This is a genomic window from Flammeovirgaceae bacterium SG7u.111, from assembly GCA_034044135.1.
GTDB lineage: Bacteria > Bacteroidota > Bacteroidia > Cytophagales > Flammeovirgaceae.
On the sequence record CP139021.1, the window covers coordinates 4,142,407 to 4,167,787 of the forward strand.

Consider the following 25,381-nt stretch of genomic DNA (forward strand, 5'->3'; position numbering starts at 1 on the left):
ACAAACAATCTACAAACAATATCAATACATATGGGGCAAGGAAATTTTGAACAAAACAGGTTTCCCTCCTTTGTGATCGATGTCGATTTTGCCTCCTACCCTGTTGAGCAACATTTTGCTGAGCACGAAACCTAAGCCCGAGCCTTTTTCAAAAAATTGGATCTCGTTATCCATGTAATAGGACAAGTCGAACAAGTTTGAGATATGGATGTCTTTGACTTGGAAGCCAGGTATCTCAAAATCGACTTCTATAAAGTCTGTATTGATCTTGGAAGTAATATTAAAATCACCTCGCTCTACCACAAATTTAGCCGCACTTTCCAGCAAAATACTGATGATAGACTGGAAGGTTGGTTTATGGGTTTTTATACTTTGCTCTGGATCTATTAGGTTATTAATCCTTATTACTTTTTGTTCAAAAGTGTGCTTTACCTGCTCTATGCTCTCATCGGTAATTTTATAGAGGTTTTCCTGAACTATAACAGGTGCTTCCTGCTGCTTTTCCAGCTCCGTCCATTTCTTAAGGCTATTGAGCAAGGTGTTTACGCTGTAGAGAGAAACCTTAAGGTTGTCGGCTACATAGCGCATTTCTTCCTTCGAAAAATTATTGATATTTTTGCAAAGAAGGTCTACAAAGGAAGTGAGGGAATAAAGAGGTTGCTTGAGATCATTGGATATCACACTGAAGAATACATCTTTCAAATTATTGAGTTCCTCAAGGTTCTTTTCCGCCCGGGTAAGCTGGTTGTTCATGACAGAAAGCTCTTCCTTCTGCCTTTTCATTTCTTTGTAATACGTATAAGATTGAAGCGCAGCCCTTGCCCTTGCCAAAAGCTCAATTTTATCTACCGGCTTGGTGATGTAATCTGTAGCCCCTTCATCAAAAGCTTTTTCCAAATCTTTGGAAGTGACCATTGCCGTCACCATTATAACTGGAATATCCTTGGTTTCCGGATCACTTTTTAAAGCAGATAACAGCTCCATACCCGTCATTTTGGGCATCATCCAGTCAGAAAGCACTAAGTCTGGTTTCTTAAGCTTTACCAGTTCCAACGCTTTTTCTCCATCAGGAGCTCCAATAATTGAATGATTTTCCCCAAGTTCTTTGAGAAAAGTCAAGTTGGTCATTAAAGATGCCTGTTCGTCATCTGCTAGTAAAATTGTGTAGGTCATAGATTCGTGTTTATGCTAAGCATATTCGCTACCGAATAATTCGGTAAATAGTAACCATAAGTTTGGCGTTCAGCACCTTATGTCAAAATTGTTGATAAAATTAATTGAGTTAGTGTCAAAACCGCCTTAATTAACAAGCATTCCAAAGATATACACTATTCACAGATATTTAGAATTTTTTATTTCAAAAGAGGAAATTACTCCTATTAATTCTTGCATAATGCAAAAAGGAGGTAGTAATAGCTATCTCCTTTTTGTTATTTCCCATGATAATAAGCTTTATTACCAAGTCCACCACTCAGCTCTCACACCAAAATAGTGACCCCATTTCTCAGCGCCGACTAGCCCTAAATATGGCGAATACAAATTATCGCGGGCAAGGTCGTTGTACCGGGCAAGCGAATAAATGAAACGTAAGTGAGGACGGGACCAAACACTTCTCTCCCCTCGCACCGCTACGGTAGGCACCAAGCTAAGCTTCCACATCCTGTACCAATCCTGTTCGCCATCTTTCCGTTGTGAGTAATGGAGTTCGGTCTGCCAGTGGAAATAATCACTGATATAATTGACCCCTTTTACCCCAAAGGTGAGGTCTTCTTTGTAATTGAAAACTTTCCTTCCGAAATATGTTTCCGACTCGCCCTTGGTAGGTGCCGCCCCTCTGCTCTGGTTGTAAATCCCATACGCATTGAGGCTAAACTTTTTGGTAAGGTTGAGCAATACTTGCTCTACTATATGCCAAGAATAGGCTCTTTCAAAATCATCTGTGTCAAAATCGGGTGCACCAAATGTCAAAAACGTTTGGGAGTTACCACCATCTCCCCCATTGGCAATCCGCTTTCCATACCTCACCGAAAAATGGTTGAACGAGCCAGGCAAAAACCCATTGAGAGTTCTTTGGTGTCTTGCCCCCAACACCCAACCAAAATCGGCGGGATAGTCAATAACCAGCGTATCACCAATATTTGTTTGGCCAGGGTCTGAAAGTCGGTGAAACTCTCCCAAAAGTGTGATGAGGTTGTCTTTGTTGGGCGTAATATCTCTTTCATAAGTCATTACAACCCGTTCCCTCAGCTCCAAGCTAGGTGTACCCGTTTTAATATTTACATAAAAATAAGGAGGCACATTGCTACTTGTATCTGTTTCCGATACGAAGTTCATATGGAAGCGGTTTTTCTTGTATTCAATACCGAAACCTTGCCCCGAGTGGTCGTTGAAGTACCAATAATCTGCCATATGCAGATCTGGCCCTCTGTATAGCCTTGCGCCTATCCACATATTCAGTCCTTTTCTGAAAATATCCTTTGCTTCAAGGTACATTTCGGGCAAAGCGATAGTCAGGCCACCGGCACTGCTCGTAGAGCTTCTTCCAAACAAGCTTAGGCTTCGGGAATACACAGAAGTTCTCAGTTGTATATTGATTTGCACAGAATCGCCGGCTACCACAGGTTTCATATGATAACCAGCGGCAAATTCTAGGTAATCTTGCTCTTCCATCCTACCACCTATACTGCCCATATTATTGAGATTCAAGCGTCTGCCTATTGAGCTGAGGTTTTCAGGCGTCCAGCTTGCCCCTATCCTTCCATAGCTACCAAAAGTAAAATTTTGTGTGATATTATTGACCGCAATTGGTTGTGCATACAGCGGCACTGCGAGTAGCATTAAAGCAATTGAGGCAAGTAGTATAGTAGTTTTTTTCATTGATTTTAAGTGAAGGTGAAAAATGATAGGCATTAGTTACAAAAAAACACTGTATTCTATGTTAAAAACATTCAATAAAAATACCCAAGCTTTTTTTACTTGGGCGTAAAACTAAGTACTGATACATAAAACAGGAACAAAACCCATAAAAGGTTTTGTTCCTGTTTTTACTTTTAACTAAGAAATTGGTAAATATCCACTGAACTAATACCACCAAAAAGGATCTTCAGGCATAACATCTGTACTATTTTTGAGGCTTCTGCAATCGACACCTTCTGGGCTTGACCCATTCTGAAAAGGGATATCTATATTGCGATACTGCACTTTTTTATAGGTAATGGCAGAAGCCCCAAACCATCCAAAAACCACTTCGTCTGGATCATTTACATTATAGATGTTCCCTATAATAGCAGCAGGTGCAGGCTCAAAAACACTCCCCGCATTTTCTTGCTGTTGCTTTACCCGTTTCCAAAACTCATAGGCTTCAGCTGTTAGAGACGATTGACTTACTACTAACTCCATTTTAGGCATGTTTGAGTCATACTCTAAAAATACAATCGGTTGTTTTTTGATACTTTTTCCATTACTGCGCTCATCGCTCAAAATGGTAACCTCTTTGCTTGGAAAGTAATCTACCCAACACTGAAAACAGCAAGTGATAGGTGACGCACCAGGTTCTGGAGGGGGAGCCACTGTGTTTATTTCTCTCTTAGCTGTCCAGTCCCAACGATAATGGTTTCGAGTTTCGAACGGGTCATTGGTTCTAACAAAAAATTGCATCCCATAAATAGTAAGATCAAAACCTGAAAAACTTTTCGTAAGCCTATCTTCAATTTCGAAATATATTTCTTCTATATCAGGAACAGCATTCAACTTTTCAGGGCGCGACTCATAGAGCTCCCCATCCTCCGTTTCGATAGAAACCCAATATTCTTCACCAATTACACCTTTATATACATTGCTATCGAGTTCATAAATTCCAAATTCATACTCAAATAAAGGGTATTGCTCTCCCGAACTGTTATTTAAAAAAACAATAGCATCTGTCACAGGATAATTCTGATTCGTCAAATCAGGATCGAACGAAGTCGAATAGGTAAGCTTTACCCTAGCCATTCCATCATTGTTGATCAAACCATCTACTGTTAGTAACGGAGGTATGGATACTACATTAAGATCTACTGGGTTTACACAAGTAGCCAGCAAAAAGCTTGGCAGCAATAAAAGCAGGTTATATACTCTTTTTTTACTGTTCATTAGGATGTGAAGTTTGTAATTATTAAATGCAGATTTCATGCAGTGAGCTTGAAACAAGTGCTCTCAAGTCAGTACCTTTTTTAGCCCTTGGTAACTCACTAACTACAAACCTTCTTTTGAGACCTTTAGGGGCAGGGCTTTACTAAAAAGCATTCCAGTTTCGGTTACCCCTTCAATTTCAACCAAGAACTCTCCACTCTCATCCGAACTGGTGAACTCTACTTCAGCATCTCCATTCACATCAATAGTGTTGACTCCCGACCAAAAAAGTTGTGATCTAAAATCTGGTAGTCTACTATTTTGCTCATCAGGCGTTTCGTAGGTAGTTGAAATGAATTTCCTTGGATGAGGGAAGCCGTTTAGAGCAAAACTTGCCAGTTTGTTATTTAAAGTTATTTCCTCTCCTTCTTTTCTTTGCACTATCATTACACCATTTATCCCCATTTTACGAAAAACGCCTAGGTAATCGTAGTTGATAATCAACCCTATCCAATCTACTTTTTGAGGGGAAAGGTTCATTAGTTCATTTGGATCAAAAGTCAATTGACCATCGATGATAAATAATGGTTCTTCATCAAAAAACTTTTTTTGGTCTTCGGAAAAAATACTGACTTCATAGTCATTATCTCCTTTCTTTTTAACCCTCGCCCCATTGATGATTTCCTTCACTACCTCAGGCATGGTTTCAAAAGCAGTGTAATCTTCTAGCTTAAAAAGCCGATTGGGTTCTAATGGATCTCGATCAACTATATTTTCAACCTGCGCGTATGGATAGATCCCATAAATCCCATTAACCTCCCTTATAAGCACCTTTTTCCTCAACGCTTCAATATCTTCTATGGCAGCATCTTTTACCGATGAGGATAAAGACGTTTTTACAAATTCGTTTTCAAAAAGCTCTAATTCTAACTTTTCTTCTCCGGGCAAATATGCATAGAAGTAATCCTCTCCATAAAAATCATAAACCCAGGTTGCAAAATTACCATTCCTATCCACCATCGACTCATACCCCTCATTCTGAAGCGGGGAATAAAAGCTGATGATATTTGCTCTGTCATCATGAAATGTAAAATCACTTTTCACCTTTCCTTTTATCCAAATCCATTTTTCAGTCTGGGCACTTCCCTCTGCCGAGGAACTGATGTTAGCAGGCACTTGCGTAGCAGCAGTCCGTTTCCATGAGTTTTTACGTTTGATAGCTACTGAAAAACTACCTTGTAAAGCTTTTCCTTCTCTGTTTTGCAAATTGATTGTCAATTTGTTTTTCCCCCGTGTTGTCATGCTTTCCTTTTCTAGCTTGGCCGTTACTTTTAACTTATCCAGTCCATTTCCAACAATTCCGGTTTGGGTATTTCCAAGCTCAAGCTTTTTAAGCATTTCATCCTCAGTTACTACTTGGATAAAAGTGGTTAAAATGGAAGTAGGAAAAGTCTTCTTTTGGTAAGAAGTAAAAGCACTAAGCCGGTAGGTTCCTGTAGGAAACTCATCTGACAATAGAATATATCCATCCAAACTTTGCTCTCCTCTCTTAAACTTATTGGATTGGAACAAAACCACCTCATTTTGTTCGTTCTCAATCTGAAGGTGGATTATTGCGCTTTGTTCATTTTCTTCTACAAAACTATGTTGTAAATACGCAGCGTACCAAATTATTTCCCCAGGCACAAAAAGCTCATTGGCCAAGTGCAAGTACACCCTTTCCGATGCTTGTGCATTGCAAAGAAGCGGGAGGAAAACAGTTAATATGATTACTAATTTTTTCATGCTGTTTTTTTAAGTTCTTTTTGATGCCCTTTAGGTTTAATTCCCCCAGAAAGGGTCTTCTGGTCTTACATCAGTGCTGTTTTGGATTGTTCTACAATCCATAGGCTCAGGGCTTTGTCCTGGTAAATCCTCTTCAATATAAATATTCTGGAGTTGCACTTTTTTATAGGTAATGGCAGAAGCTCCAAACCATCCAAATACCACCTCATCTGGGTCTTCTACATTATACACATTCCCCAAAATTGTTGCGGGTGCTGGTTCAAATACACTGCCCGTATTTTCTTGCTGACTTTTCACCTGTTTCCAATATTGGTAAGCCTCTGCTGTAAGAGAAGATTGACTGATAGTAAGCTCCATCTTGGGCATATTGCTATCGTATTTGAAAAACACAATTGGCTGTTTTTCTATCACTTTTCCATTACTTCTCTCATCACTAAAAATTGTCACTTCTTCACTGGGAAAATAATCTATCCAGCATTGGAAACAACAATTTATTGGAGGGTCAAATGGGTCAAGACTTGGAGGAGGTTTTACAGTATTTAGTTCTCTTGTTGCATTCCAACTCCAACGATATTGATTTTTGGTCTCGGTCGGGTCTTCAGTTTTTACAAAAAATTGCATCCCGTAAATGGTAATATCAAAACCTGATAAGCTTTTCGTAAGCCTATCCTCAATCTCATAATAAACATCTCCGATAGTGGGAACTTCATTTATCATTTCTGGTCTGGATTCATATACTTTCCCATCTTCCATTTCAATACGTATCCAATACTCTACCCCTACTTCCCCAGTAAAACCCATAAATTCACTTAGCTCATACTTACCCGGTTCATTGTATTCGAACATTGGATATTGCTCCCCTTTGCTACTGTGCAAAAATGTGAGAGCGCCTAAGACAGGCTCATGGAACAGCGTTAAATCTGGTTCATAAGTAGTTGATCTATTCAGCCTTACAAAGCAAGTACCATCGTTGTTTATCAACCCGCTCACTGTAAGCGTGGGCGGAAGAGAAACTACATTCAAATCGACCGGACTTACGCAAGTAGCCAGCAAATAACAAGGCAACAATAACCAAAAATATTTTTTTATAAACCTTATATTCATCTTTGTGAGCTTTGTGATTATAAGAAGGTAAAGTTGTAGGTGACCGATGGTAAAGCACTTCCTATTATCGAAAGCTGATAAGCTCTAGGAGGCGCTCCCTGTTTGTTTTGGAAGAAGACAGAATAAGGGTTTTCCCTTCCATACACATTGTAGACCCCAAATACCCAACTTCCTTTCCAAACTTTATTTTTCTTATGGTTTCCATCAAAAGTGAGGGATACGTCTAGTCGATGGTAATCTGGAATTCGGTATTCGTTGCGATTCGAATAATTGGCAACGGTGATATCTTCTATCAAATAGCGGGCATTAGGAGCTGTAGTTGGTCTACCTGTACTGTAAGTGAAATTACAAGACAATGTAATTTTCTTTTTGAGCTCATAGTTAGCCACAATGGTCAGGTCGTGTGGTTTATCAAAGTTGGAAGGATAATAGTCCCCATTATTAATAACCTCATCGGAAAAATCACCTGCTAGTTTTCGTTCTGATCTTGAGTAGGTATAACCAACCCAACCGTTGAGCCTGCCTTGCTTGCGCTTGAGCATCAGTTCGACACCATAAGCTCTTCCCTGCCCTTGCAGCAAGACAGTCTCTATACTCTCATTCAAAACTAGCTCTGCCCCATTTTTGAAGTCCACTACATTTTCAATGGTTTTATAATAGCCTTCTATCGAAAACTCCACGTTGTCGTTACGGAAATTCCTGAAGTATCCCAAAGAAACCTGATCGGCTATTTGAGGTTTGAGATAAGGACCACTCACTTTCCAAAAGTCCAGTGGAGTAACGCTTGAGCTGTTGGTGATCAGGTGGAGATATTGGCGCATCCGGTTTGCCCCAACTTTAATAGAACTCGTTGCACCAACGCCTACTCGAAGACCTATCCGCGGCTCTAATCCTTGATAGGTTTGCACCAAGTCTAGGTCGCTATATGTTTTTGAATCGATGATATTGGTAGGAATTCGTGGTTGCTCAGGGTCGTACATGCTTACTGTAGCTGGACCAAGATTCCCAAACCATGAATAGCGCAAACCTAGGTTCAGGGTGATGCTTTGAGAAAACTTGATCTCGTCACTGACATATACCGCAGCTTCTACCCCATTTTCTTCTGGCAAATACAATGGCTCGATAGAAATATTGCCTTCCAAAGGTGTGAAACTGCCTGGGGAAACCGTGTGGTTCAGTGCACTTGCCCCAAACGAGATCGTATGCTTTCCAGCATTATATTGAAAGTCGGCACCTAAGCTCATGTAATCAATTCCAAAATTCAGGTTAAACCCTCTGTCTTCTTCCGAATTATCGACATCGTAATTGTACTTGCTATAAACACCGACCAAATCCATAAAGAAATTATCGGAAAAAGCTTTGTTATACTTGATACTCGCATTAGAATTTTGCCAAGAATAAATCGTGTCCGAACCCAACTTGAATTCGTCGTTGCTGTGATATCCGTTGATTTTCAATTGACTATTTTCTCCTGTAACTATATTAAGTTTGCCCGTGAAATCGTAGAAACTTGCCGAAGATTCTTTAAGCTCTGGCACATCTAACATACTGAGAAAAAGATTGGGATATGCGATTCTTCCCGCTGCCAAAAAGGAAACCCTATCCTTGACTATAGGTCCATTGAGCGATAGCCTACTTGCTAAAATCCCTACTCCACCTTGTCCTTCTAGCTTTTTGTAGCTACCATCTTTTTGCTTCACATCTAGCACAGACGAGGCTCTGCCGCCATACTTTGCAGGTACAGCTCCTTTGAACAGGCTCACATCTTCCACCGCATCGGGGTTGAACACCGAGAAAAAACCAAACAAGTGGCTCGGGTTAAAGATCGGTGCATTTTCCATCAAGATCAGGTTTTGGCTAACATCTCCGCCTCTCACGTTGAAACCTGTAGAAGCTTCGCCCGTAGTAGAAACACCTGGCAACAAAATCAAACTTCTCACCACATCTACCTCCCCCATCATCGCCGGCATTTTCTTTATTGAGCTTATATTAAGCAAGTTAGCACCCATATTCACATTACTGATATTATTATCCTCAGCTATGGCGGTTACGGTTACCTCGTTCATCTGAAGCGCAGCTTGGAAAAGCTCTACTTCTATTTCCCCATCTTCAAAAATCCCTAAGGTTACCTTTTCGGTTTCCATTCCTACAAATTCAACTGTAAGCTTGTGCACACCTACGGGAACTTCAAACTGAAAGCTGCCATCCATTTTAGTGATCGCCCCCTTTCCCAGTTCTTTAATCTGCACCGTGGCACCCAAAACAGGCTCACCCGACTCGCCATCCAGTACCTTACCGCTTAACTCTGCGCTAACGCCAATAGGCTTTTCCGGATTACCAACCAGCTTATCGAAGACTTTAGACTGGGATGCTGTACGCTGAAAAGCAAGGTTTTGCTGGTAAGAACCTTTGAGGAAAACAACCGAATGCTCATCGAAAAAGACAGCTCTTACCCTGCTGTCTTTTAACACTTGTGGAAAAAAGCGCTCCAAAGAAACCTGATTGAATGTTCCATTGATTGAAATTCCTTTCAACCACTTTTCTTGATAGAAAAAATTAACGTTGTGTGTTTGCTCAAACTTTTCCAAAAAGTTGAGCAAGGGCTGGTTTTCAAAAGTACCCTCTACGATCAGCGTTTTGCTTTTTTGGGCATAAGCAAAGCTCAATCCTAGACCTAAGTACAGGGTACAGAGAAAAAGAATCTTTTTCAAATACATGTGTAATTTAAGTAATTGAGTTGTTTATCAAGGATTATTCCTTGACTAAAAAAGTGTTGGTCGGTAGATTACTATTTCGAGTTGATGGTGGTAGGCAAAAGGTGTATTATGTTTTGGAGCACAAGTTTACTGATAATTTTTTGAAATAAGAATATGAATGAAAGGCTTTCATTTTCAAAAAAAAATCTAGTGTTCTAATTTTGTGGCTTTTTAAATGAAAGCAGCTATAAAATGAGGGAATTGATAGGCGCTTGGAAGCAGAAAAAAACAAGTGCAAAAAAACAAAACAAACAGCTTGTAAAAAAATTAAAGCAACACAAGGGCAAGAAACTAGACCAACTGGCAAACGAGCAGCATGAAGAAGTTTTTGAAAAAGTGGACTGCCTCGAATGCGCCAATTGCTGCAAAAGCATCCCTCCGCTGGTAAACAAAACAGACATAGCCAGAATGGCAAAAACATTGAACATGAGCGTCCAAGCTTTCGAAAAAGAATACCTTACCACCGATGAAGACGGCGACGTAGTGATGAACCAAAGTCCCTGTCATTTTTTACAAGAAGACAATACTTGCTTTATCTACGAAGCTCGACCCAAAGCCTGCCGGCAGTACCCTCACACAGATTCCTATGAGTTTTCCCAGAACCTCCATCTCCATGCACCCAACTCTATGTATTGCCCCGCTGTGTTCCATATCCTTGAAGCTGTAAGTGAAAAGTTGATAGTTGGCAAAGGAAAATAAAAAAGCCCACAACTCTTAGAAGTCATGGGCTACTACGCTTTTTTTGTTTACTCAAAAGCTTATTTTGCAATGTTCTTCAACTCCCCCTCTTGCTTTGCCAAAAGCTGCTCCGCTAGCTCTGTATTTTCTATTACATATTTCGAAGAAATATATTTAATCGGGTTACCATCATCGTCCAACACTGGGGACACCATAATATCTACATAATAAGCACTGCCATCTTTTTTCCTATTCTTCAAGTATCCCCTAAAATCATTTCCTGATTGAATAGTTTCCCAAAATCCCTTAAAAAACGAATTAGGAGTATCAGGATGGCGAACTATACTATGAGGCTGGCCTAAAAGTTCTTCAGCTGTATATTGAGAAGCTTCACAGAACTTTTCATTCACATAAGTAATTATTCCTTTTTCATCCGATTCGGAAATAATGGATATTGCATTCAAAACAACCAACCTTGCATCCAATTCCTGGTTTTGCATTGCGGTAGCAGTTAGCTTATTATTCAAATCTTCTTCCTTAGCATTAAATGCTTTTAGCGTATCGCTCAGCATTTCGCCCTGTGCTTCTATTTGGTAAAACTGCTCCTCTAATTCTTGTTGAGCTATTTTGGACACAGTTATATCTACCGCCAATTTGAGCACACTTACTATGCAACCCTTCGCATCCTTAATGGCAGAATAACTACCATGAAGAAAGGCTGGAGACCCATCTTTTTTTATCCGCTCATGCTCCCCAGTTTTAGCTTTACCAGTTTTTAGATCATTCCAAAATGTTTGATATTCTTCCGATTTAGCATAGTTTTCAGAAACAAATATACTGTGGTGTTTCCCACGAATTTCCTCTAGAGAATAGCCCATCAATGTTAAAAAAATTTCATTTGCATTAATGATATTTCCGCTTAGGTCAAATTCTATAGTAGCTATACCACTGTTATTTATAGCGTGCAGGCGACTTTCAATTCCTTGAGATTGTCTTTGGACTTCTTCTTGGGTAGCAGCCATTTCTTCCATATTCTGGCGAAGCTCCTCTTCTTGAGCTTTCATTTGCTCAGCCTGCTCTTGGCTATCCTTCAGCAAAGCTTCATTTTTTTTGATGAGGAGCTCCTGTTCGGTAAGATCCTTAGAAAAAACAGCAATACTGGTAATTTCTCCCTCTGTATTTTTCAAAGGACTGTAGGTCACGTGCATGAAATAATCTCGACCTTCTACTACAACCTTTTCTTTTAAAGCAATAAATTCTCCCGACAATGCTCTATCCCATATTTTTTTATGATGATCCACTGTTGAGCTATTATAAAATTCCAACAGACTATCACCTAATTTAAGCCCTGACTTATGCCCTTTCCACAGATCATAAAAAGCTGTATTAAACATCTTGAATTTGTATTCATGATCGATCACAAATACGACATCTGGAGTAGAGTTTATCACTGTGTTCATGAATATCTCCTTATCCTGTACCTCTTTCATTGCACGCTGGATTCCTTCCTGCGTAGCCGAAAGCTCTTCCATATTCTGACGCAGCTCCTCTTCTTGAGCTTTCAATGCTTCAGACTGTTGCTGGCTTTCTTCTAACAAATGATGTGTTTTCTCATTCGTCTGGATAGTAGAGACTACCGAAGCTATCGATTCACCTAATTTTTCTAAAAAATCAATTTGGTATGATTCGAAATTCTTGAACGATGCCAGCTCCAATATTCCCGACACATCGTCATTTATTTTCAATGGAACTAGCACTATTGCTTTAGGAGCGGCATGCCCCAGACCCGATGTGATATTTATGTAATCATTGGGAACATCTAGCAATAGCATTGTTTCTTTCTCCAAGAAGACCTGCCCTACCAAGCCTTCACCAAAGAGGATTTGCTTTTGATGATGCTTTTTTCTCCCATAGGCATAGCAAGCTTTTTGGTCCAAAACTTTTTCTCCCTCATTAGCTATGTAAATAGCTCCTTGATTTGCATTCACATATTTCACCAAGTTGCTGATAACTTGGCTACAAGTTTCATCCAAGTCTTGCTGATTTTTTCTCAACACATCTCCAAATAAAGCCAAACCTTCCGTTATCCACTTCCTCTCCTCTTCTGTTTTATTGAGAACCTTGAGCTGATTCCTCATATTAATCAGTGCACCAGAAAGAGTATCTGCACTTGCTTTATCCTCATCTACATTGGGATATGGTGTATCCAATTCACCATCCTCAATTTTTTTCACAAATAATGTTGCCGATGAAATATCTTCTTTAAGACCTTTAAGTGAGTCTTGCACCTTTTTTAAGTCTGCTGGGGCACTGAAGAATTTTGAAATTTTGATCATTTTCCTAAAAATGGGTTTTAAGAGCTAATGCTGGTTGAAAAAACAGAAAAAACAAATTAAACAACATCACTCAAATTATTTAATTTAACTAGGTAAGTAACGCTATATAGAATATTTAGCACTCACATTAACCACCTAGTGACACTATTCTATTAACGATTCCCAACCTGAAACGTCAAACCCTTTAAAATCATATCAGTTTTCATCAAAATTCACAACGAAGCACCCTATATAATTTCTTTCATGGTTAAGACACTTGTAAAAAATTTGCCAATAACATGTATCAAAACAACTCCAATTGTCCATCAAAGAGTACTTTTTCTAGGGTAAGGAGTTTCTTTTTGGCATCTAGCCCTCCCGCATAACCTACTAGGCTACCATCGCTACCGATAATCCGGTGGCAGGGGATAATGATAGAAATGGCATTTGCCCCATTGGCCGAAGCCACAGCTCGGATTGCCTTTTCGTTATCCAGTTTTCGGGAAAGTGCCAAGTAGGTGCTGGTCTCGCCATAGGGAATCTGCATCAGTTCTTCCCAAACTGACTGTTGGAATGCTGTACCGATTAAGTGAAGAGGTAGGTCAAAATTTTTTCTTTTTCCTTTAAAATATTCACCAAGTTGCTGTTTGGTATCCTCTAATACCGCTGATTCAGTTTCTATATACTCCCCACTCAAACTCACCTTTATTCGGTTGTCTACGGCTTCCCTCATTTTTCTGTGCCGCCAGTCGCACAGGCATAGTTTCCCTTCAAATGCACCCAACAAAAGCTCGCCAACTTGGGTTTTGTAATAACTTATCTGGATTTCGTTTTTCATCATCTCAAAAATCTGTTTCCTATTATTTCTTATTTATTTAGGTTTACCAAAAAATTGCTCAAACTCAGAAAAAAACAACATGATAAAAATAGAAGAAAATGATAGCAAAGGTAGGGCTTTTGTAAGCAACAAGGAAGGTAAAACCTTGGCTGAGATGACCTTTTCGAAGGCTGGGGAAGAATTGATCATAATCGACCATACTGAAGTAGCCGATGAGTTAAGAGGGAAAAGCGTTGGCAAACAGCTTTTGAATAAACTGGTGGAAATGGCCAGGGCAAAAAACATTAAAATAATGCCCTTATGTCCCTTTGCCAAAAGCGTATTCGATAAAGATGAATCGATCCGGGATGTATTGAACTAGCAAAAAAGCGACACGATCTAATGCCGTGCCGCTTTCAACTATTCAGATTTGAAGAATATATGTAGGCTTAAGAAACAACAAGGTCAATCACCTTCATTCTCAGCACTTTTTGCCCAGTTTCTTCCATTGTGTATTCCTTGAAAGTCTCAAAGCCTAGTTTCTCATAAAATGGCAAGCCAATTTTATTTTCTCTGAAAACCTCTACTTCCAAGCCTTCATGAAACTGGCGAATATGTTTGACCAGCTTTGACCCAATCCCTTTTGAATGGTGGTTTGGGAGCACAAACAAGCCCCCAATTTCATTCCCTGCCATGGAAATAAAACCAAGTATTTTCCCCGATTCTTCGTACACCCATGTGTCCGAGTTGGGCAGGTACATATCCCGCATTGCAGTTTTTACATATTCCACAAAAGCACTCTCTAAAAAAGGATGCGCCAAGGTAGAAGCTTGTTCCCATATAGTCAATAGTGTAGGTATTTCGCTCTCTTTGTATTTCCGTATCATCTTTTACTTTTTCTCTGCAAAGCTAAAACTTTTCGCAATGCCCCATGAGCAGCACATCACCAACAATTCAGTCTAAGCTTATAAATGTTTAGTTTACTACAGTATTTTCTGCTTTAGAGCCATCTAACTCCGTTATTCCCATACCTTCTAATTGGTTGCTATTTCTGCATTATCTACACCTTGGAGATTCCCAAATGAGATTGGTATTGAAAAATTCTGGGTGAGATTAGCAGCAGGAATTGAGTTTTTCCCATCTATATTTCGCATGGTCGCATATACTTGATGGCCTTGTTCAGTAAAGTATTTTGCTGACATGTAGCCAAAACCAGTGCTACATACAGTTATTAGTATTTTTTTCATAAGTATTGGTAAAGGTTATGGTTAGAAAAAGGGTTTCTTACTGTGGGGCTGAAGTTTGAAAGCGTGTGGGGAATGACCGTTGTTGAAGCGTCTAATCTCAGGTTAGTTGCCTATTGAACCTCAATTGCTCGAAAATGAGTGAAAAAGCAAAAAAGCGGTGCAACATTCGCCGCACCGCTTCAAATTAAAGAGTTAAAATTTTGGATTTTTTATGATTAAAGAGAAGTTAGAATAAAATAGCCTTTTGGAGTTTCACTTTTTCCTAACCCTTACCCTTTTGGGTTCAAGATCAAGTTGATTCTTGCCAAAAGCTCGTCGTAGTGGAAGCGAGTCATTTGATCCCTTGTAGCTCCTCTCCTACTTCTAATCATCGATTCTATGCGCTTCAGCTCGCCTCTTGCCAACGGCCTGATGTCTGAATTCTCCACGTTGATTGGCGTATAAGCCATAAACCTTGAAAAACCTGAAGGCAACCTTCTTTGGTCGTCCGTCATCAGTTCTTCTAGAGAGCTTACGTATGCTCGTTGCAAATTCCTACGATAGGTATCTACCGTTTGCGAACGCATAGTCTCTTTCCAGATTTCCCCTCTGAGGTCACCAAACATTTCAAGTGCGGTGTAAGCCTCTGAGCCGTTCACGGTTTCGTTTTCCAGCATCCTTGCTAAGCGGCTAAAATCCAGCAAATTGCCGAGCACACGGGCTTGGTAGCTATTGATACGGTTCACAATTCCAGCCGCCTCTACTTTGTTCAATATTTCTTGGTCTATCATCCAAGTAGGTGTAGCAAAAGCTTGTTTGTTCAAAAATTCTACCGCTCTTTTTTGCTTGTCTTTTGGCGTGTGAGTATAAACCGCTCCTTCTTGCTCGTAGGTTTTGTAGTATTCATATACACCACCTACGTTGGCAGTAACGTGCCCCATATACCTGTTCCACTGCCCCAATACATTGAGATAAAGCTCTTCCAAATCGTCAAAATCTCTACCATCTTCCGCAGTCCATTCTATTAGGTTTGGTACAATCCTTTTAAGGTTGGCTATACCATACTCGCTGGCTTTCATGGCATCGTCGCCCAAGTCTTCAGTCTGAGAAGAAGGATCGAGCGGCTGGCCCATTTGCTTACCGAAGCGGTACATCAAATCACCATCGTGAGCCATTATCCAGCTATCCAAGGTACTTTTCTCATCGGTAGAAGTTTTTGCACTTGGAATAGGACGGTATCCCCAACGGATAGCATGTTTGTCGTAAATACCGATGCCTGGCATCAATGAAACACCTTCGTCGCCCGGCTGGGCTACGTAGTTGAAACGAGCGTAGTCCATAATAGATGGAGCCGTTCCCATTTCTTTGGTGAAGCTAGCCGAACGCAATGAATCGACTGGATAAGAAGAACTTGCGCCCATATTGTGAGGCAAGCCAAGGGTATGACCAACTTCGTGAGCTGCCACAAACCTGATCAATGAGCCCATCACTTCATCGGAAAACTGCACCTTGCGAGCCTCAGGGTTGATAGCCGCTGTTTGCACAAAATACCAGTTCCTCAACAAGTTCATCACGTTGTGGTACCAGATGATATCACTTTCTATGATCTCGCCCGACCTTGGGTCGTGCACATGAGGTCCCATTGCATTTTGGATAGGATTGGTTACGTAACGAATAACCGAATAACGAACATCTTCAGGGTCGAATTCAGGATCTTCTTCTTCGCTAGGAGGCAACTTACCAATAATGGCATTTTTGAAACCTGCTTCCTCAAACGCAACATTCCAATCTTCTACACCTTTTCTTATTGGCTCTCTCCACTGCTCCGGCGTGGCAGGGTCGATGTAATAAACAATTGGCTTCACTGGCTCTACCAACTCGCCACGGGCAAATGCTTCTGGGTCTTTTGGCTCTAGCCTCCAGCGGGTAATATAGCTTCTCTTTGCCGCACGCTGCTCTTCTGTTCCGTAATCGTATTGAGAAACAGAAAAATAACCCACTCGCTTGTCAAAAGCCCTTGCCATCATCGGCTCTTTGTCCAACAATACGAAAGATTGCTTCATTTCTAATGACATAGAATTGGTGATAGCGTTTGAAGGAAGTTTTGTTCCTTCATAAGTCAGCACATGCGTCACCATCACATTTTTAGGGAAACTTTTCATGCCCAAAATCAAGCTGCGGCTTTTGTCCAACCTACGGATGGCAAATTGCTTGCGCTGACCTGGGTTGAGCGCACTGATCATTTCCACATCGGAAGTAAAGAAGTTTGAAACCTCAATCACCGATCCCGTAGAATCCTTGCTAAGAGCTGCAATATCGAAAGCCATGATGATAGGCTCGAAATTATTGTTTCTCACCGACTTGTAGATTGGAAGTTCTTCGCTGGCCACACTATTGTAAGAAACTGAACGGAGCAAAAGTTGCTCACCGAGCTTTTGCCACCTCACCACTTGCTGTGGCTTGGTTTTCATACCTGCACCGCCAAAATTAAAGTTTTGAACTGTTCCAGAAATCCTGCTCACCACTAAGATTTCCCTTTCCAAAAGGCTGTCAGGTATTTCGAAATAATGTTTTGTCCCAACGGTATGCGTAGTAAAAAGCCCTTCGTCTGAAATAGCTTTTTCAGTTACTACATCTTCGTATGGCTTTATTTTACTGTCGCTTTTTTTCTTTGGTTTAGAAGCTGGAGTTTCTGTTTCTCCTTTTTTCTTCTTTTTTTTCTTTTGGGCTAAAAGCTCATTGCTTCCTCCAAAAACAAACATTACTGCTAGTAAGAGCAGCACATAGTTTTTTCTCATGAGTGTTATTTTATTGTAGTTTTATAATTGTTGATTTTAATTTTGTTACAAGCATATATCCATTCTTATCTGTTCGCTACAAACGAACATTTCAAGAACCTCGATCAAGTAAAGTTTGCTTAAAAAAAATTCAAGCTTACTCAATCTCAAAAAAAACCACTAAGATTTTGATTAAAAGAATACTACCCTACTTTTTCATCACTTACAATTGCCCCATCCTCCAAGGTCACAATTCGTTTTCCACAACTTGCATTCTTTTCTGAGTGCGTCACCTGAATGATCGTGATCCCTTCTTCTCTGTTGAGCTGTTGGAATAGTTCCATAATCTCATCGCCTTGCTTGGAATGAAGGTTACCAGTTGGCTCATCGGCAAGGAGCAGATTAGGTTTGCCTATGATGGCACGAGCCACCCCTACTACCTGCTGCTGCCCGCCCGAAAGCTGATGGGGGAACAAGTCCTTTTTAGCTACAATATTGAACCTGTCCAACATCTCGGCTACCATACTTTTCCGCTCGCTACCTTTCACGTTTTTGTAGAGCAAAGGCATCTCAATATTCTCATAAACAGTGAGTTCGTCTATCAAATGATAAGCTTGGAACACAAACCCCATGTTGTTTTTGTGGAAATCTCCCCGCCTCCTCTCATTCAGCTTGTGGATAGGCTCGCCATTGAAATAATACTCGCCATCATTCAGCTCATCTAGCAAGCCAATAATGTGTAGCAAAGTTGATTTCCCAGCCCCACTTGGTCCCATAATAGTCAAGAATTCCCCTTTTTCAACCTTTAGGTCTATCCCTTTTAGAATAAAGGATTTTTGGAATTTGGTTCGTACATATTTATCTAAATCGATAAGTTCGAGCATTGCAAAAGGGTTTAGTTAAGAGAAAAAGTCAACGTAGCGTTTGATTAAATTTAACCAAACAAAGGTGGTACGCAAATTTTAATTTTGAAAACACTTCACCGTGTATAAAAACCGCTCAAGTAAAAGATGGCCAGCTTTACGAATATACCTCTCACTTTAGAGTTGAAGCCAAGGCATGACTTTGGCTTCAACTCTATTAATCAATCATTTCAAAATCGATTTTTCGCTATTCTTCTTCAGGTCCTACTACTACCTCAGCAGAAACTTCTGAACACATTATAAAATAGCCCAAAGCTTCTGTCTCCGAACTAGTGTCAGCATTTTGGATATTGCTAGAAATATTTTCCAGTGGCGTGGCAAACAGCCCTCCATTTTGCAACTGGGCTTGGGCTTGTTGCAAGAAGAACACCACATCGTTTGTAACCGACAGGAGCTCCACTCTTATTTTGTCTCCCTCTTGGTAAGGAGAAAGCAATTCATCGTCTTCATCTGCATAAAATGGGTTTATCCCTTCTCGGATAGGTAAGATAAAGGGAATTCCATCGGAGTTAGCACCGGCACTAAACCCTCCATCATAAGCGGTATTTATATCTGCGGGTCTATTGAGCAACGTATCGTTTCTGTATGTCCTTATCCAGTATGTATCACCAGTTCCTATTGGGTCTACAGCCCAAAGTGAAGCATATACACCTTCAACCCGAAAGCCTTCCGCTTCACGATATTCGTAGGTCAGCGAATCGATTGGGGGCACTCTATTCACCTTGGAAGAAGCTATAAACTCATCCCCTTTGTAAGTTACGCTTAGCGAATATTCTTTGCCCAACACACCAATCACCTCATCTGCATCGGTCGGTTGCCATGTATAGTTCCCATCTTTATCCTCATCGGTAAACACAAATTCTTTCCCATCCGAATCGGTCACCTTTACCTCAGCATCCGACACACTTGGTGTAGGAACATTATCAAAATAAGGGGCGCTCAAGGTCAACCTTACTACCTGCTCCTCGGGCTGGTCGTTTATCACCGCATCTATCACCAGCTGAGCTGGACCAGGTTGCAAATCAAGTGAAATTTGGTCTTCGCAAGACGAAAGCCCCAACACTGCTATCAAAGCTATATATATGTATTTGTTCATTGTAAAAAGTCAATTTAGAATTGGAAATTATAAGAAACAGATGGGAGCACCGTACCGATAATTGACAGCCTTACAGCCTCTGTAGTGGTCGGCATATCGGAAACTGGTTGCACATATACTGAGTAAGGGTTTCTCCTTCCATAAACATTGTAAATTGAGAATACCCAGTAATCTCTGTTTTTCCTCTCTTTCCCTTTTTTCATCGTTTTTCCATTGAGTGTAGCCGAAAGGTCTAGCCTATGGTAAGCTGGTATCCTGGCCCCATTTCGACTGTTTCCATAGTTTTGAGGAAGAACCAAGCCTTGGTATTCGTACCTATTGGTTGGGTAAGTGGCTGGTGTGCCTGATGCCACAGCCAAGTTGGCAGAAACCGTCCATCGTTTGTTTATATCATAAAAACCTACCAAAGTCAAATTGTGACGTTGATCGAAGCGGGCGGCGTACCATTCTCCGTTGTTTATCCCTTCTGCTTTTCTCTCGGTACGGGCAAGAGTATAGCTCACCCAGCCATTTAATTTCCCTTTCGATTTCTTTAAGTAAAACTCTGCGCCATACGCCCTGCCTATCGCGCTAATCAGGTCTCCTTCTATGTACTTGTTCAGCAACAAATCTGCATTGTCAATATATTCTACCAAGTCGCGGTAATCTTTGTAATATGCCTCTACCGAAAACTCATAGGTATTGTCCTTGAAATTTCTGAAGTACCCGACGGCTACTTGGTCGGCTATTTCGGGAGCTATATTGTTGGTAGTAGGTGTCCAAACATCGAGCGGTGAAGTAGCCGTGGTGTTCGAAAGCAAGTGAACATATTGAACCATTCGGTTATAACTCGCCTTTATCGAACTTTTAGCATCAAGTTGATACTTTATGGACATTCGAGGTTCGAGATTCAAATAATCGGCAATGCTTTCACCAGAACCAACAGGAGTTTCACTAATAACAGGCTTCCTTTTACCCGGTGCAGATGCCTCGCCGTATTCAAATGCAGTGCCCTCGCCTATGTAATTATAATACGAAAGTCGTAAACCATAGCTCATTGCCACCTTCCCTAGCTTTTGCTCATTTCCTACATAAAGCCCTCCTTCTATGGCAAACCTATTGTCAAGGCTAATATCGGTAACTTCTCCCGCAGAAGTCCCTTGAGCATCACCTGGTTTGAAATCATAATAAGTAGCCTGTCCACCAAATGTAAGGGTGTTATTGGTATTGATATAATAAGTAAATTCTGGTTTTATATTGTAGTTGAGAATTTTTGAACTCCAATCAAAGGCATCATCTTCACTTCCAAAACCAAGCTCGTAATCATAATCACTATAAAATACAGAAAGGTTAGAAAATAACCTATCGTTGAAAAGGTGGTTCCATCGAAATGTACCCGTACCATTTCCCCAGTTAAAGCGGACATCTTCACCAAAACCTATATTATCTTTTCCAAAATAACCCGAAAGATAAATCCGGTTTTTGTCATCTATATCATAATTTGCCTTTAGCGTGAGGTCATAAAAATTAAATGCGCTACCACTAAGGTCGTCATTTAGAAAAGGAGCTGCCAACACGTCGGCATACGAGCGCCTTCCTGCCACTATGAACGAGCTCTTGTCTTTCACTATAGGAGCCTCTATGGCCAGCCTACTAAAAATAGCACCAATTCCGCCGTTCACCGAAAGCTTTTTGCTGTTGCCTTCTTTCATCCTCACATCTAGCAACGAAGAAAGCCTACCTCCATATTGGGCGGGAATACCACCCTTCACCAACTTTACATCCTTCACCGCATCGGGATTGAAAACTGAGAAAAAGCCAAAAAGGTGGGAAGAGTTGTAAACTGGAGCTTCATCGAGCAAGACAAGATTTTGCCCTACATCGCCGCCCCTCACATTGAAACCTGAAGCCCCCTCACCTACGGTACTCACGCCTGGCAACAACTGGATACTCCTAATCAAATCTACCTCGCCCAAAAGCGCCGGCATTTTTTTGATGGTCTTGATTTCCAGTTTGTTTACGCTTATCTCGGTGCTAGTCACGTTATCATCTTCCGCTGTGCCTTGCACCACTACTTCTTCTAGCTGGTTACCTTCTTCCACCAGCTCTACATCGAGTTTGGTATCTTCCGTAAGGTCAATTTCTTTTACCACTACCCCGTAGCCTATGTAGCGGAACTCTACAGTATACTTTGCCGGAGGAACAGAAACAGAATAAAATCCATATACATTGGAGGAACCTCCTGTCTTGAGTTCGCGGAAATACACCGTACCCCCTATCAAGTCCTCGCCGTTTCCGGCATCTTTCAAATAACCACTTAAGGTTACTTTTTGCTGGGCATTTGCCGTAAGGGCAAAACCAAAAAACATCAGCAAGCTAAAAATCAGCAAGTGACAATACTTTCGTACATTAATTCGATTCATTACTTTAGTTTAAGTGCATATTGCAACAGTTTGACAAATAACAGAACAGCTGGTTTAACCACAATTGCGTGGTATCAAACCTTTAACTTTGGAGAGACAATCTTGTTTAAAAAAAAAACTTAAACCTTAGACAAAATAACGTGAGGGTTTGACAAAAAATGTCGATAAAAAAAGGAACTCGTAAGAAGCTCCTAATTTATAACCGGGCAGAAACAAAGGGTCTGCTAGGATTGTGATTTGTAATCTTCTAGTTGGAACTCAAACTTCTCGTCTATACCATCACCCAGCAAAGGGTTGTAATGCCTTTCGGAAAAACGCACATAGCCATCGTGGGTGATAGTGAGCACAGAAGTGGAGCAAGTACCATATTTATCAGTTTTGATGAACATGGGTGCAAGAGCTTTCTCTAACTTAAAGGAAACACCTGTTTTTGGAAGTTCATCATCAGAAGGTCGGTGGCAATCGTACATCATTTTAATGAGTGTTCCATGCGACCAATCATCGTAAAAAATCACGTCTTCTAACTTTTTCTTTCCCCTTTCCACCTTTGGCCATTCCGTATTCAACAATTTATTGCTCAACCCATAAATACCGGGTGACAAGGCTTTTACCTTATCTCCTTTATTTGAATAATGGTAAAGTCCATCAGGAGTCCCCGCCAGCAAATTATAGCCATTATAATCGGTACGGCTGTCTTCAAGGCTACGCATATAGCCCGCTGGTCCTTTTGAACCCATTATATAATTAAGAGGCAGATACCCTCTCGATGAAGCATCTTTTCTTTCTACAAAAGCTTCCCTATAATTGGTTACAGCGGCAAACTTCCCTGTCTTTCGATTTATGCCTAGCCAAGTTCCGCCAGATTCCAAGTCTCGCCCAGCTAGTATATCTGGCGCATCTTCCCAATAGGATGCCCTCGCCGTAGGGCGCTTGTACTCCTCATCTCTATTAGCGACCATCACCAATTTATATTCGGGATGCGCATCCCATGCAAATATTATAAGGCACATATCTTTTCTCTAATGAATGTTCAAGGTGTATGTAGAAAAACTCCGCTAAGTTATGGCTAAGTTTCCATTTGGATAACAAAATAAGTAAAAAAACATTCGTACTTAAATTTGCAAACCGCTTCCAAATAAATGCAATATTTTGCCCCACTATTTTTAATACGCATAGAAATTTTCTTACTTGCAGAAAATTTGCACTTATCAGCAAACATTCAATAGGTATGAACCTATGGTAGACTAACCCTGTTGGACTAGTGGAAAAAAACTATCCTTAACCCTGCATTATCCATATTTATTATCTAATTCGTCAACTACTAAAACCAGCTTGCGCAAAACCGGCCTATTCATGAATAGAGATACTCAAAGCTTGATATCACAATCTGCCAAAATCCTGAAAGAGGCAGATGCACTTATTATCACTGCCGGATCTGGTATAGGGATAGATTCAGGTCTGCCAAATTATAATGACCCAAATGTTTTTAAAAAGTTATTCCCTAAGCTAGGAATAGAAAATATCAGCTTTGCCCAAATGGCAAACCCTTCTTGGTTCACCAAAAACCCTAAAAGAGCTTGGGCATTTTATGCATCGCTAAAGGAAACCTATGCCCAAACTGAACCTCACAACGGGTATGAGCAACTCCTTGAGCTGGCAAAAACTAAAAAAGAAGGCTATTTTATTTTTACCTCAAATGTAGACGGTCATTTCCAAAAAGCTGGGTTCGACCCCCTGCGAATAGAGGAATGCCATGGCTCTATCCACCATTTACAATGTTCTTTCCCTTGTGGCGACCATACATGGCAGCACGGCCCCAATATGCCTTTCAATGCGGAAAACATGGAACTTAGTGTAGATCCGCCTACCTGTCCATATTGCCACTCCATAGCCCGACCCAACATTTTGCTCTACAGCGACTGGAACTGGGCCGAGTCCCGAACCGACGAGCAGGGCACGCGATTTTCCAAGTGGTTTCAGCATGTGCATAAAAACAAAATACCAACAGCCGTGATAGAAGTAGGCGCTGGTACTACCATCCCTACCGTCCGTTATCAATCAGAGCGACTTGCAAGCGCACTCAAAACCCCACTCATCCGAATCAACCCAAATAATTTTGAGGTGCCAAAAGACAGTATTGGCCTTCCACTTGGTGCAAAAACGGGGATAAATTCTATTTTTGGAAAATTATAACAAGATTTAGGAGATCGAAGGGATTATAAGTAGGTTTGACTTTTTCCTAAACAAGGAAATAGAGGACCTTTTTTTTGTGTACCTACTGTTCGCTCAATAGGCAACGTCCCCCAACTAAAATTATCATAAAACTAAAAGCTGAAGCTTCTGTGTTTCAACTAACTATACTACATTTTAGCAGAAAGGTATTTTTTACTGCCTTCCTATTTTTTATAGGCTTGTTTGCCTATGTAGAAGGAAGGGGTCAAGAAATATTGCCCGAAGCCCAACTCGATATCTACAAGCAATTGAAGGTACGAACACTCATGATCCGCATGAGAACTTTTAGGGGGAACACCCACGACCCCTCATCCGATTATACCATCCAATATGCTTTTGATACTCAAGGAAGAATAAAAGAGGTTTTCCAATCTTTCACCCACCAGCCCCAAACGCTGAGCCGAGTGTACCAGTACTTCAATTGTGAAGACCATGGCCTCATCCGCTATTTTAAAAACTCTCGACTCGAAGAAATCAAGCTGGTCACTTTTGATCAGTATTGCCGACAGGCTTCGGAGAATTTTTACGATCCTTTTGGGAAAAACAAGCGGAAAGTGATCCACACCTATCAGGCTGATGGGCGACCCAAAAGCACTTTTTATCTCTACGAGGAGGCAGAACTGAACAACCATGTGGTATTTAAGTATGAGAATGGGATGGAATCGAGCAAAACGTATGGCACTGATGGCCTGCTTAAAGGAGAGTACACCAAGTTTTATAACGAAATAGGGCTGGTAAAATGGGAAAGGGACGATATGTTCAATGAAATAAGGGAATACGAGTATTATGGTCCGTATTGCATAAAAACCAAGTACACTAATTCTGGCGGTGAAGTAATCAACGAAGATTATTATCGCTATTTGTTTGACAACATAGGGCTTATAAAAATACGGGAATCTCAAAGTGTAAGTACTTTACCTGGTCCCGACCTTTTTACCGTAGAGCAATTTTACTACACTTTTTATTAATCCCTAGCCTGCCTATTCTTCTTCTCTATTAAATAAGTATTAATTGCTTTGTGTTCCTTTTTTCTTTATATTGAAACCCATACAAATAGCAACTACTTTCCACAACCATCGCATTCACTTACATTTTTTTTGAACACTCAAAAAACTACCTAAACGAATGCCAGCTCACCTATTGAAAACAGTTCAAAA

19 protein-coding genes are annotated in these 25,381 nt (G+C 40.6%); 4 read left to right on the plus strand and 15 right to left on the minus strand.

The window, feature by feature from the left end:
- Positions 1-21: 21 nt before the first annotated feature.
- The 6 genes from R9C00_16210 to R9C00_16235 all read right to left on the minus strand — a co-directional run bounded on the left by R9C00_16210 (position 22) and on the right by R9C00_16235 (position 9,713).
- Entirely contained in the window at positions 22-1,173 is a 1,152-nt protein-coding gene (locus R9C00_16210) for a hybrid sensor histidine kinase/response regulator (GenBank protein ID WPO33247.1), read from the minus strand.
- Between the two features lie 282 nt (positions 1,174-1,455).
- A complete protein-coding gene (locus R9C00_16215) occupies positions 1,456-2,877 on the minus strand; it encodes a carbohydrate porin (protein WPO33248.1) in 1,422 nt (473 codons plus the stop codon).
- Positions 2,878-3,081: 204 nt separating this feature from the next.
- The gene (locus R9C00_16220; GenBank protein WPO33249.1) at positions 3,082-4,134 is read right to left on the minus strand and encodes a DUF4249 domain-containing protein; all 1,053 of its coding nucleotides are present in this window, start codon (positions 4,132-4,134) and stop codon (positions 3,082-3,084) included.
- A gap of 102 nt (positions 4,135-4,236) precedes the next feature.
- Entirely contained in the window at positions 4,237-5,898 is a 1,662-nt protein-coding gene (locus R9C00_16225; protein ID WPO33250.1) for a hypothetical protein, read from the minus strand.
- A gap of 36 nt (positions 5,899-5,934) precedes the next feature.
- Positions 5,935-7,002 carry a DUF4249 domain-containing protein gene (locus R9C00_16230; protein WPO33251.1) on the minus strand — a complete coding sequence of 356 codons (1,068 nt, stop codon included), beginning with the start codon at positions 7,000-7,002 and terminating at the stop codon, positions 5,935-5,937.
- Between the two features lie 17 nt (positions 7,003-7,019).
- Positions 7,020-9,713, minus strand: coding sequence for a TonB-dependent receptor (locus R9C00_16235; GenBank protein ID WPO33252.1), 2,694 nt, complete (start codon positions 9,711-9,713; stop codon positions 7,020-7,022).
- Between the two features lie 237 nt (positions 9,714-9,950).
- Between R9C00_16235 and R9C00_16240 the strand changes: the two genes are divergently transcribed.
- Positions 9,951-10,457, plus strand: a complete 507-nt coding sequence (locus R9C00_16240; protein ID WPO33253.1) for a YkgJ family cysteine cluster protein — start codon at positions 9,951-9,953, stop codon at positions 10,455-10,457.
- A gap of 59 nt (positions 10,458-10,516) precedes the next feature.
- Here the strand turns inward: R9C00_16240 and R9C00_16245 are convergent, their stop codons facing one another.
- Both R9C00_16245 and R9C00_16250 read right to left on the minus strand, forming a co-directional pair.
- Entirely contained in the window at positions 10,517-12,772 is a 2,256-nt protein-coding gene (locus R9C00_16245; protein ID WPO33254.1) for a PAS domain S-box protein, read from the minus strand.
- A gap of 283 nt (positions 12,773-13,055) precedes the next feature.
- Entirely contained in the window at positions 13,056-13,592 is a 537-nt protein-coding gene (locus R9C00_16250) for a methylated-DNA--[protein]-cysteine S-methyltransferase (GenBank protein ID WPO33255.1), read from the minus strand.
- Between the two features lie 76 nt (positions 13,593-13,668).
- Between R9C00_16250 and R9C00_16255 the strand changes: the two genes are divergently transcribed.
- Entirely contained in the window at positions 13,669-13,950 is a 282-nt protein-coding gene (locus R9C00_16255) for a GNAT family N-acetyltransferase (protein WPO33256.1), read from the plus strand.
- 67 nt (positions 13,951-14,017) lie between these two features.
- Here R9C00_16255 and R9C00_16260 read toward each other — a convergent pair whose 3' ends face one another.
- From R9C00_16260 to R9C00_16290, 7 genes are all read right to left on the minus strand, one after another.
- Positions 14,018-14,455: a GNAT family N-acetyltransferase gene (locus R9C00_16260; GenBank protein ID WPO33257.1), complete on the minus strand. Its 438-nt coding sequence runs from the start codon at positions 14,453-14,455 to the stop codon at positions 14,018-14,020.
- Positions 14,456-14,602: 147 nt separating this feature from the next.
- Complete coding sequence (locus R9C00_16265) at positions 14,603-14,815, minus strand: hypothetical protein (protein WPO33258.1); 213 nt, start codon at positions 14,813-14,815, stop codon at positions 14,603-14,605.
- Between the two features lie 269 nt (positions 14,816-15,084).
- Complete coding sequence (locus R9C00_16270; protein WPO33259.1) at positions 15,085-17,592, minus strand: zinc-dependent metalloprotease; 2,508 nt, start codon at positions 17,590-17,592, stop codon at positions 15,085-15,087.
- A gap of 182 nt (positions 17,593-17,774) precedes the next feature.
- A complete protein-coding gene (locus R9C00_16275; protein ID WPO33260.1) occupies positions 17,775-18,455 on the minus strand; it encodes an ABC transporter ATP-binding protein in 681 nt (226 codons plus the stop codon).
- 226 nt (positions 18,456-18,681) lie between these two features.
- Positions 18,682-19,590 carry a DUF4249 domain-containing protein gene (locus tag R9C00_16280; GenBank protein ID WPO33261.1) on the minus strand — a complete coding sequence of 303 codons (909 nt, stop codon included), beginning with the start codon at positions 19,588-19,590 and terminating at the stop codon, positions 18,682-18,684.
- 14 nt (positions 19,591-19,604) lie between these two features.
- Positions 19,605-21,992: a TonB-dependent receptor gene (locus R9C00_16285; protein WPO33262.1), complete on the minus strand. Its 2,388-nt coding sequence runs from the start codon at positions 21,990-21,992 to the stop codon at positions 19,605-19,607.
- Positions 21,993-22,216: 224 nt separating this feature from the next.
- On the minus strand, positions 22,217-23,002 hold the full coding sequence (locus tag R9C00_16290) for an NRDE family protein (protein WPO33263.1): 786 nt from the start codon (positions 23,000-23,002) through the stop codon (positions 22,217-22,219).
- Positions 23,003-23,345: 343 nt separating this feature from the next.
- Here R9C00_16290 and R9C00_16295 point away from each other — a divergent pair, with 343 nt between their 5' ends.
- A complete protein-coding gene (locus tag R9C00_16295) occupies positions 23,346-24,185 on the plus strand; it encodes a Sir2 family NAD-dependent protein deacetylase (protein ID WPO33264.1) in 840 nt (279 codons plus the stop codon).
- A gap of 149 nt (positions 24,186-24,334) precedes the next feature.
- Entirely contained in the window at positions 24,335-25,192 is an 858-nt protein-coding gene (locus R9C00_16300; GenBank protein WPO33265.1) for a hypothetical protein, read from the plus strand.
- The last annotated feature ends 189 nt before the right edge of the window (positions 25,193-25,381 follow it).

What these genes read in the sequence shown, in the direction of transcription:
- R9C00_16260 (WPO33257.1), bottom strand. Translation starts at nt 14,455, where the DNA reads ATGATACGGAAATACAAAGAGAGCGAAATACCTACACTATTGACTATA.
- R9C00_16255 (WPO33256.1), top strand. Translation starts at nt 13,669, where the DNA reads ATGATAAAAATAGAAGAAAATGATAGCAAAGGTAGGGCTTTTGTAAGC.
- R9C00_16230 (WPO33251.1), bottom strand. Translation starts at nt 7,002, where the DNA reads ATGAATATAAGGTTTATAAAAAAATATTTTTGGTTATTGTTGCCTTGT.
- R9C00_16275 (WPO33260.1), bottom strand. Translation starts at nt 18,455, where the DNA reads ATGCTCGAACTTATCGATTTAGATAAATATGTACGAACCAAATTCCAA.
- R9C00_16265 (WPO33258.1), bottom strand. Translation starts at nt 14,815, where the DNA reads ATGAAAAAAATACTAATAACTGTATGTAGCACTGGTTTTGGCTACATG.
- R9C00_16295 (WPO33264.1), top strand. Translation starts at nt 23,346, where the DNA reads ATGAATAGAGATACTCAAAGCTTGATATCACAATCTGCCAAAATCCTG.
- R9C00_16290 (WPO33263.1), bottom strand. Translation starts at nt 23,002, where the DNA reads ATGTGCCTTATAATATTTGCATGGGATGCGCATCCCGAATATAAATTG.
- R9C00_16285 (WPO33262.1), bottom strand. Translation starts at nt 21,992, where the DNA reads ATGAATCGAATTAATGTACGAAAGTATTGTCACTTGCTGATTTTTAGC.
- R9C00_16210 (WPO33247.1), bottom strand. Translation starts at nt 1,173, where the DNA reads ATGACCTACACAATTTTACTAGCAGATGACGAACAGGCATCTTTAATG.
- R9C00_16240 (WPO33253.1), top strand. Translation starts at nt 9,951, where the DNA reads ATGAGGGAATTGATAGGCGCTTGGAAGCAGAAAAAAACAAGTGCAAAA.
- R9C00_16215 (WPO33248.1), bottom strand. Translation starts at nt 2,877, where the DNA reads ATGAAAAAAACTACTATACTACTTGCCTCAATTGCTTTAATGCTACTC.
- R9C00_16220 (WPO33249.1), bottom strand. Translation starts at nt 4,134, where the DNA reads ATGAACAGTAAAAAAAGAGTATATAACCTGCTTTTATTGCTGCCAAGC.
- R9C00_16245 (WPO33254.1), bottom strand. Translation starts at nt 12,772, where the DNA reads ATGATCAAAATTTCAAAATTCTTCAGTGCCCCAGCAGACTTAAAAAAG.
- R9C00_16280 (WPO33261.1), bottom strand. Translation starts at nt 19,590, where the DNA reads ATGAACAAATACATATATATAGCTTTGATAGCAGTGTTGGGGCTTTCG.
- R9C00_16250 (WPO33255.1), bottom strand. Translation starts at nt 13,592, where the DNA reads ATGATGAAAAACGAAATCCAGATAAGTTATTACAAAACCCAAGTTGGC.
- R9C00_16225 (WPO33250.1), bottom strand. Translation starts at nt 5,898, where the DNA reads ATGAAAAAATTAGTAATCATATTAACTGTTTTCCTCCCGCTTCTTTGC.
- R9C00_16270 (WPO33259.1), bottom strand. Translation starts at nt 17,592, where the DNA reads ATGAGAAAAAACTATGTGCTGCTCTTACTAGCAGTAATGTTTGTTTTT.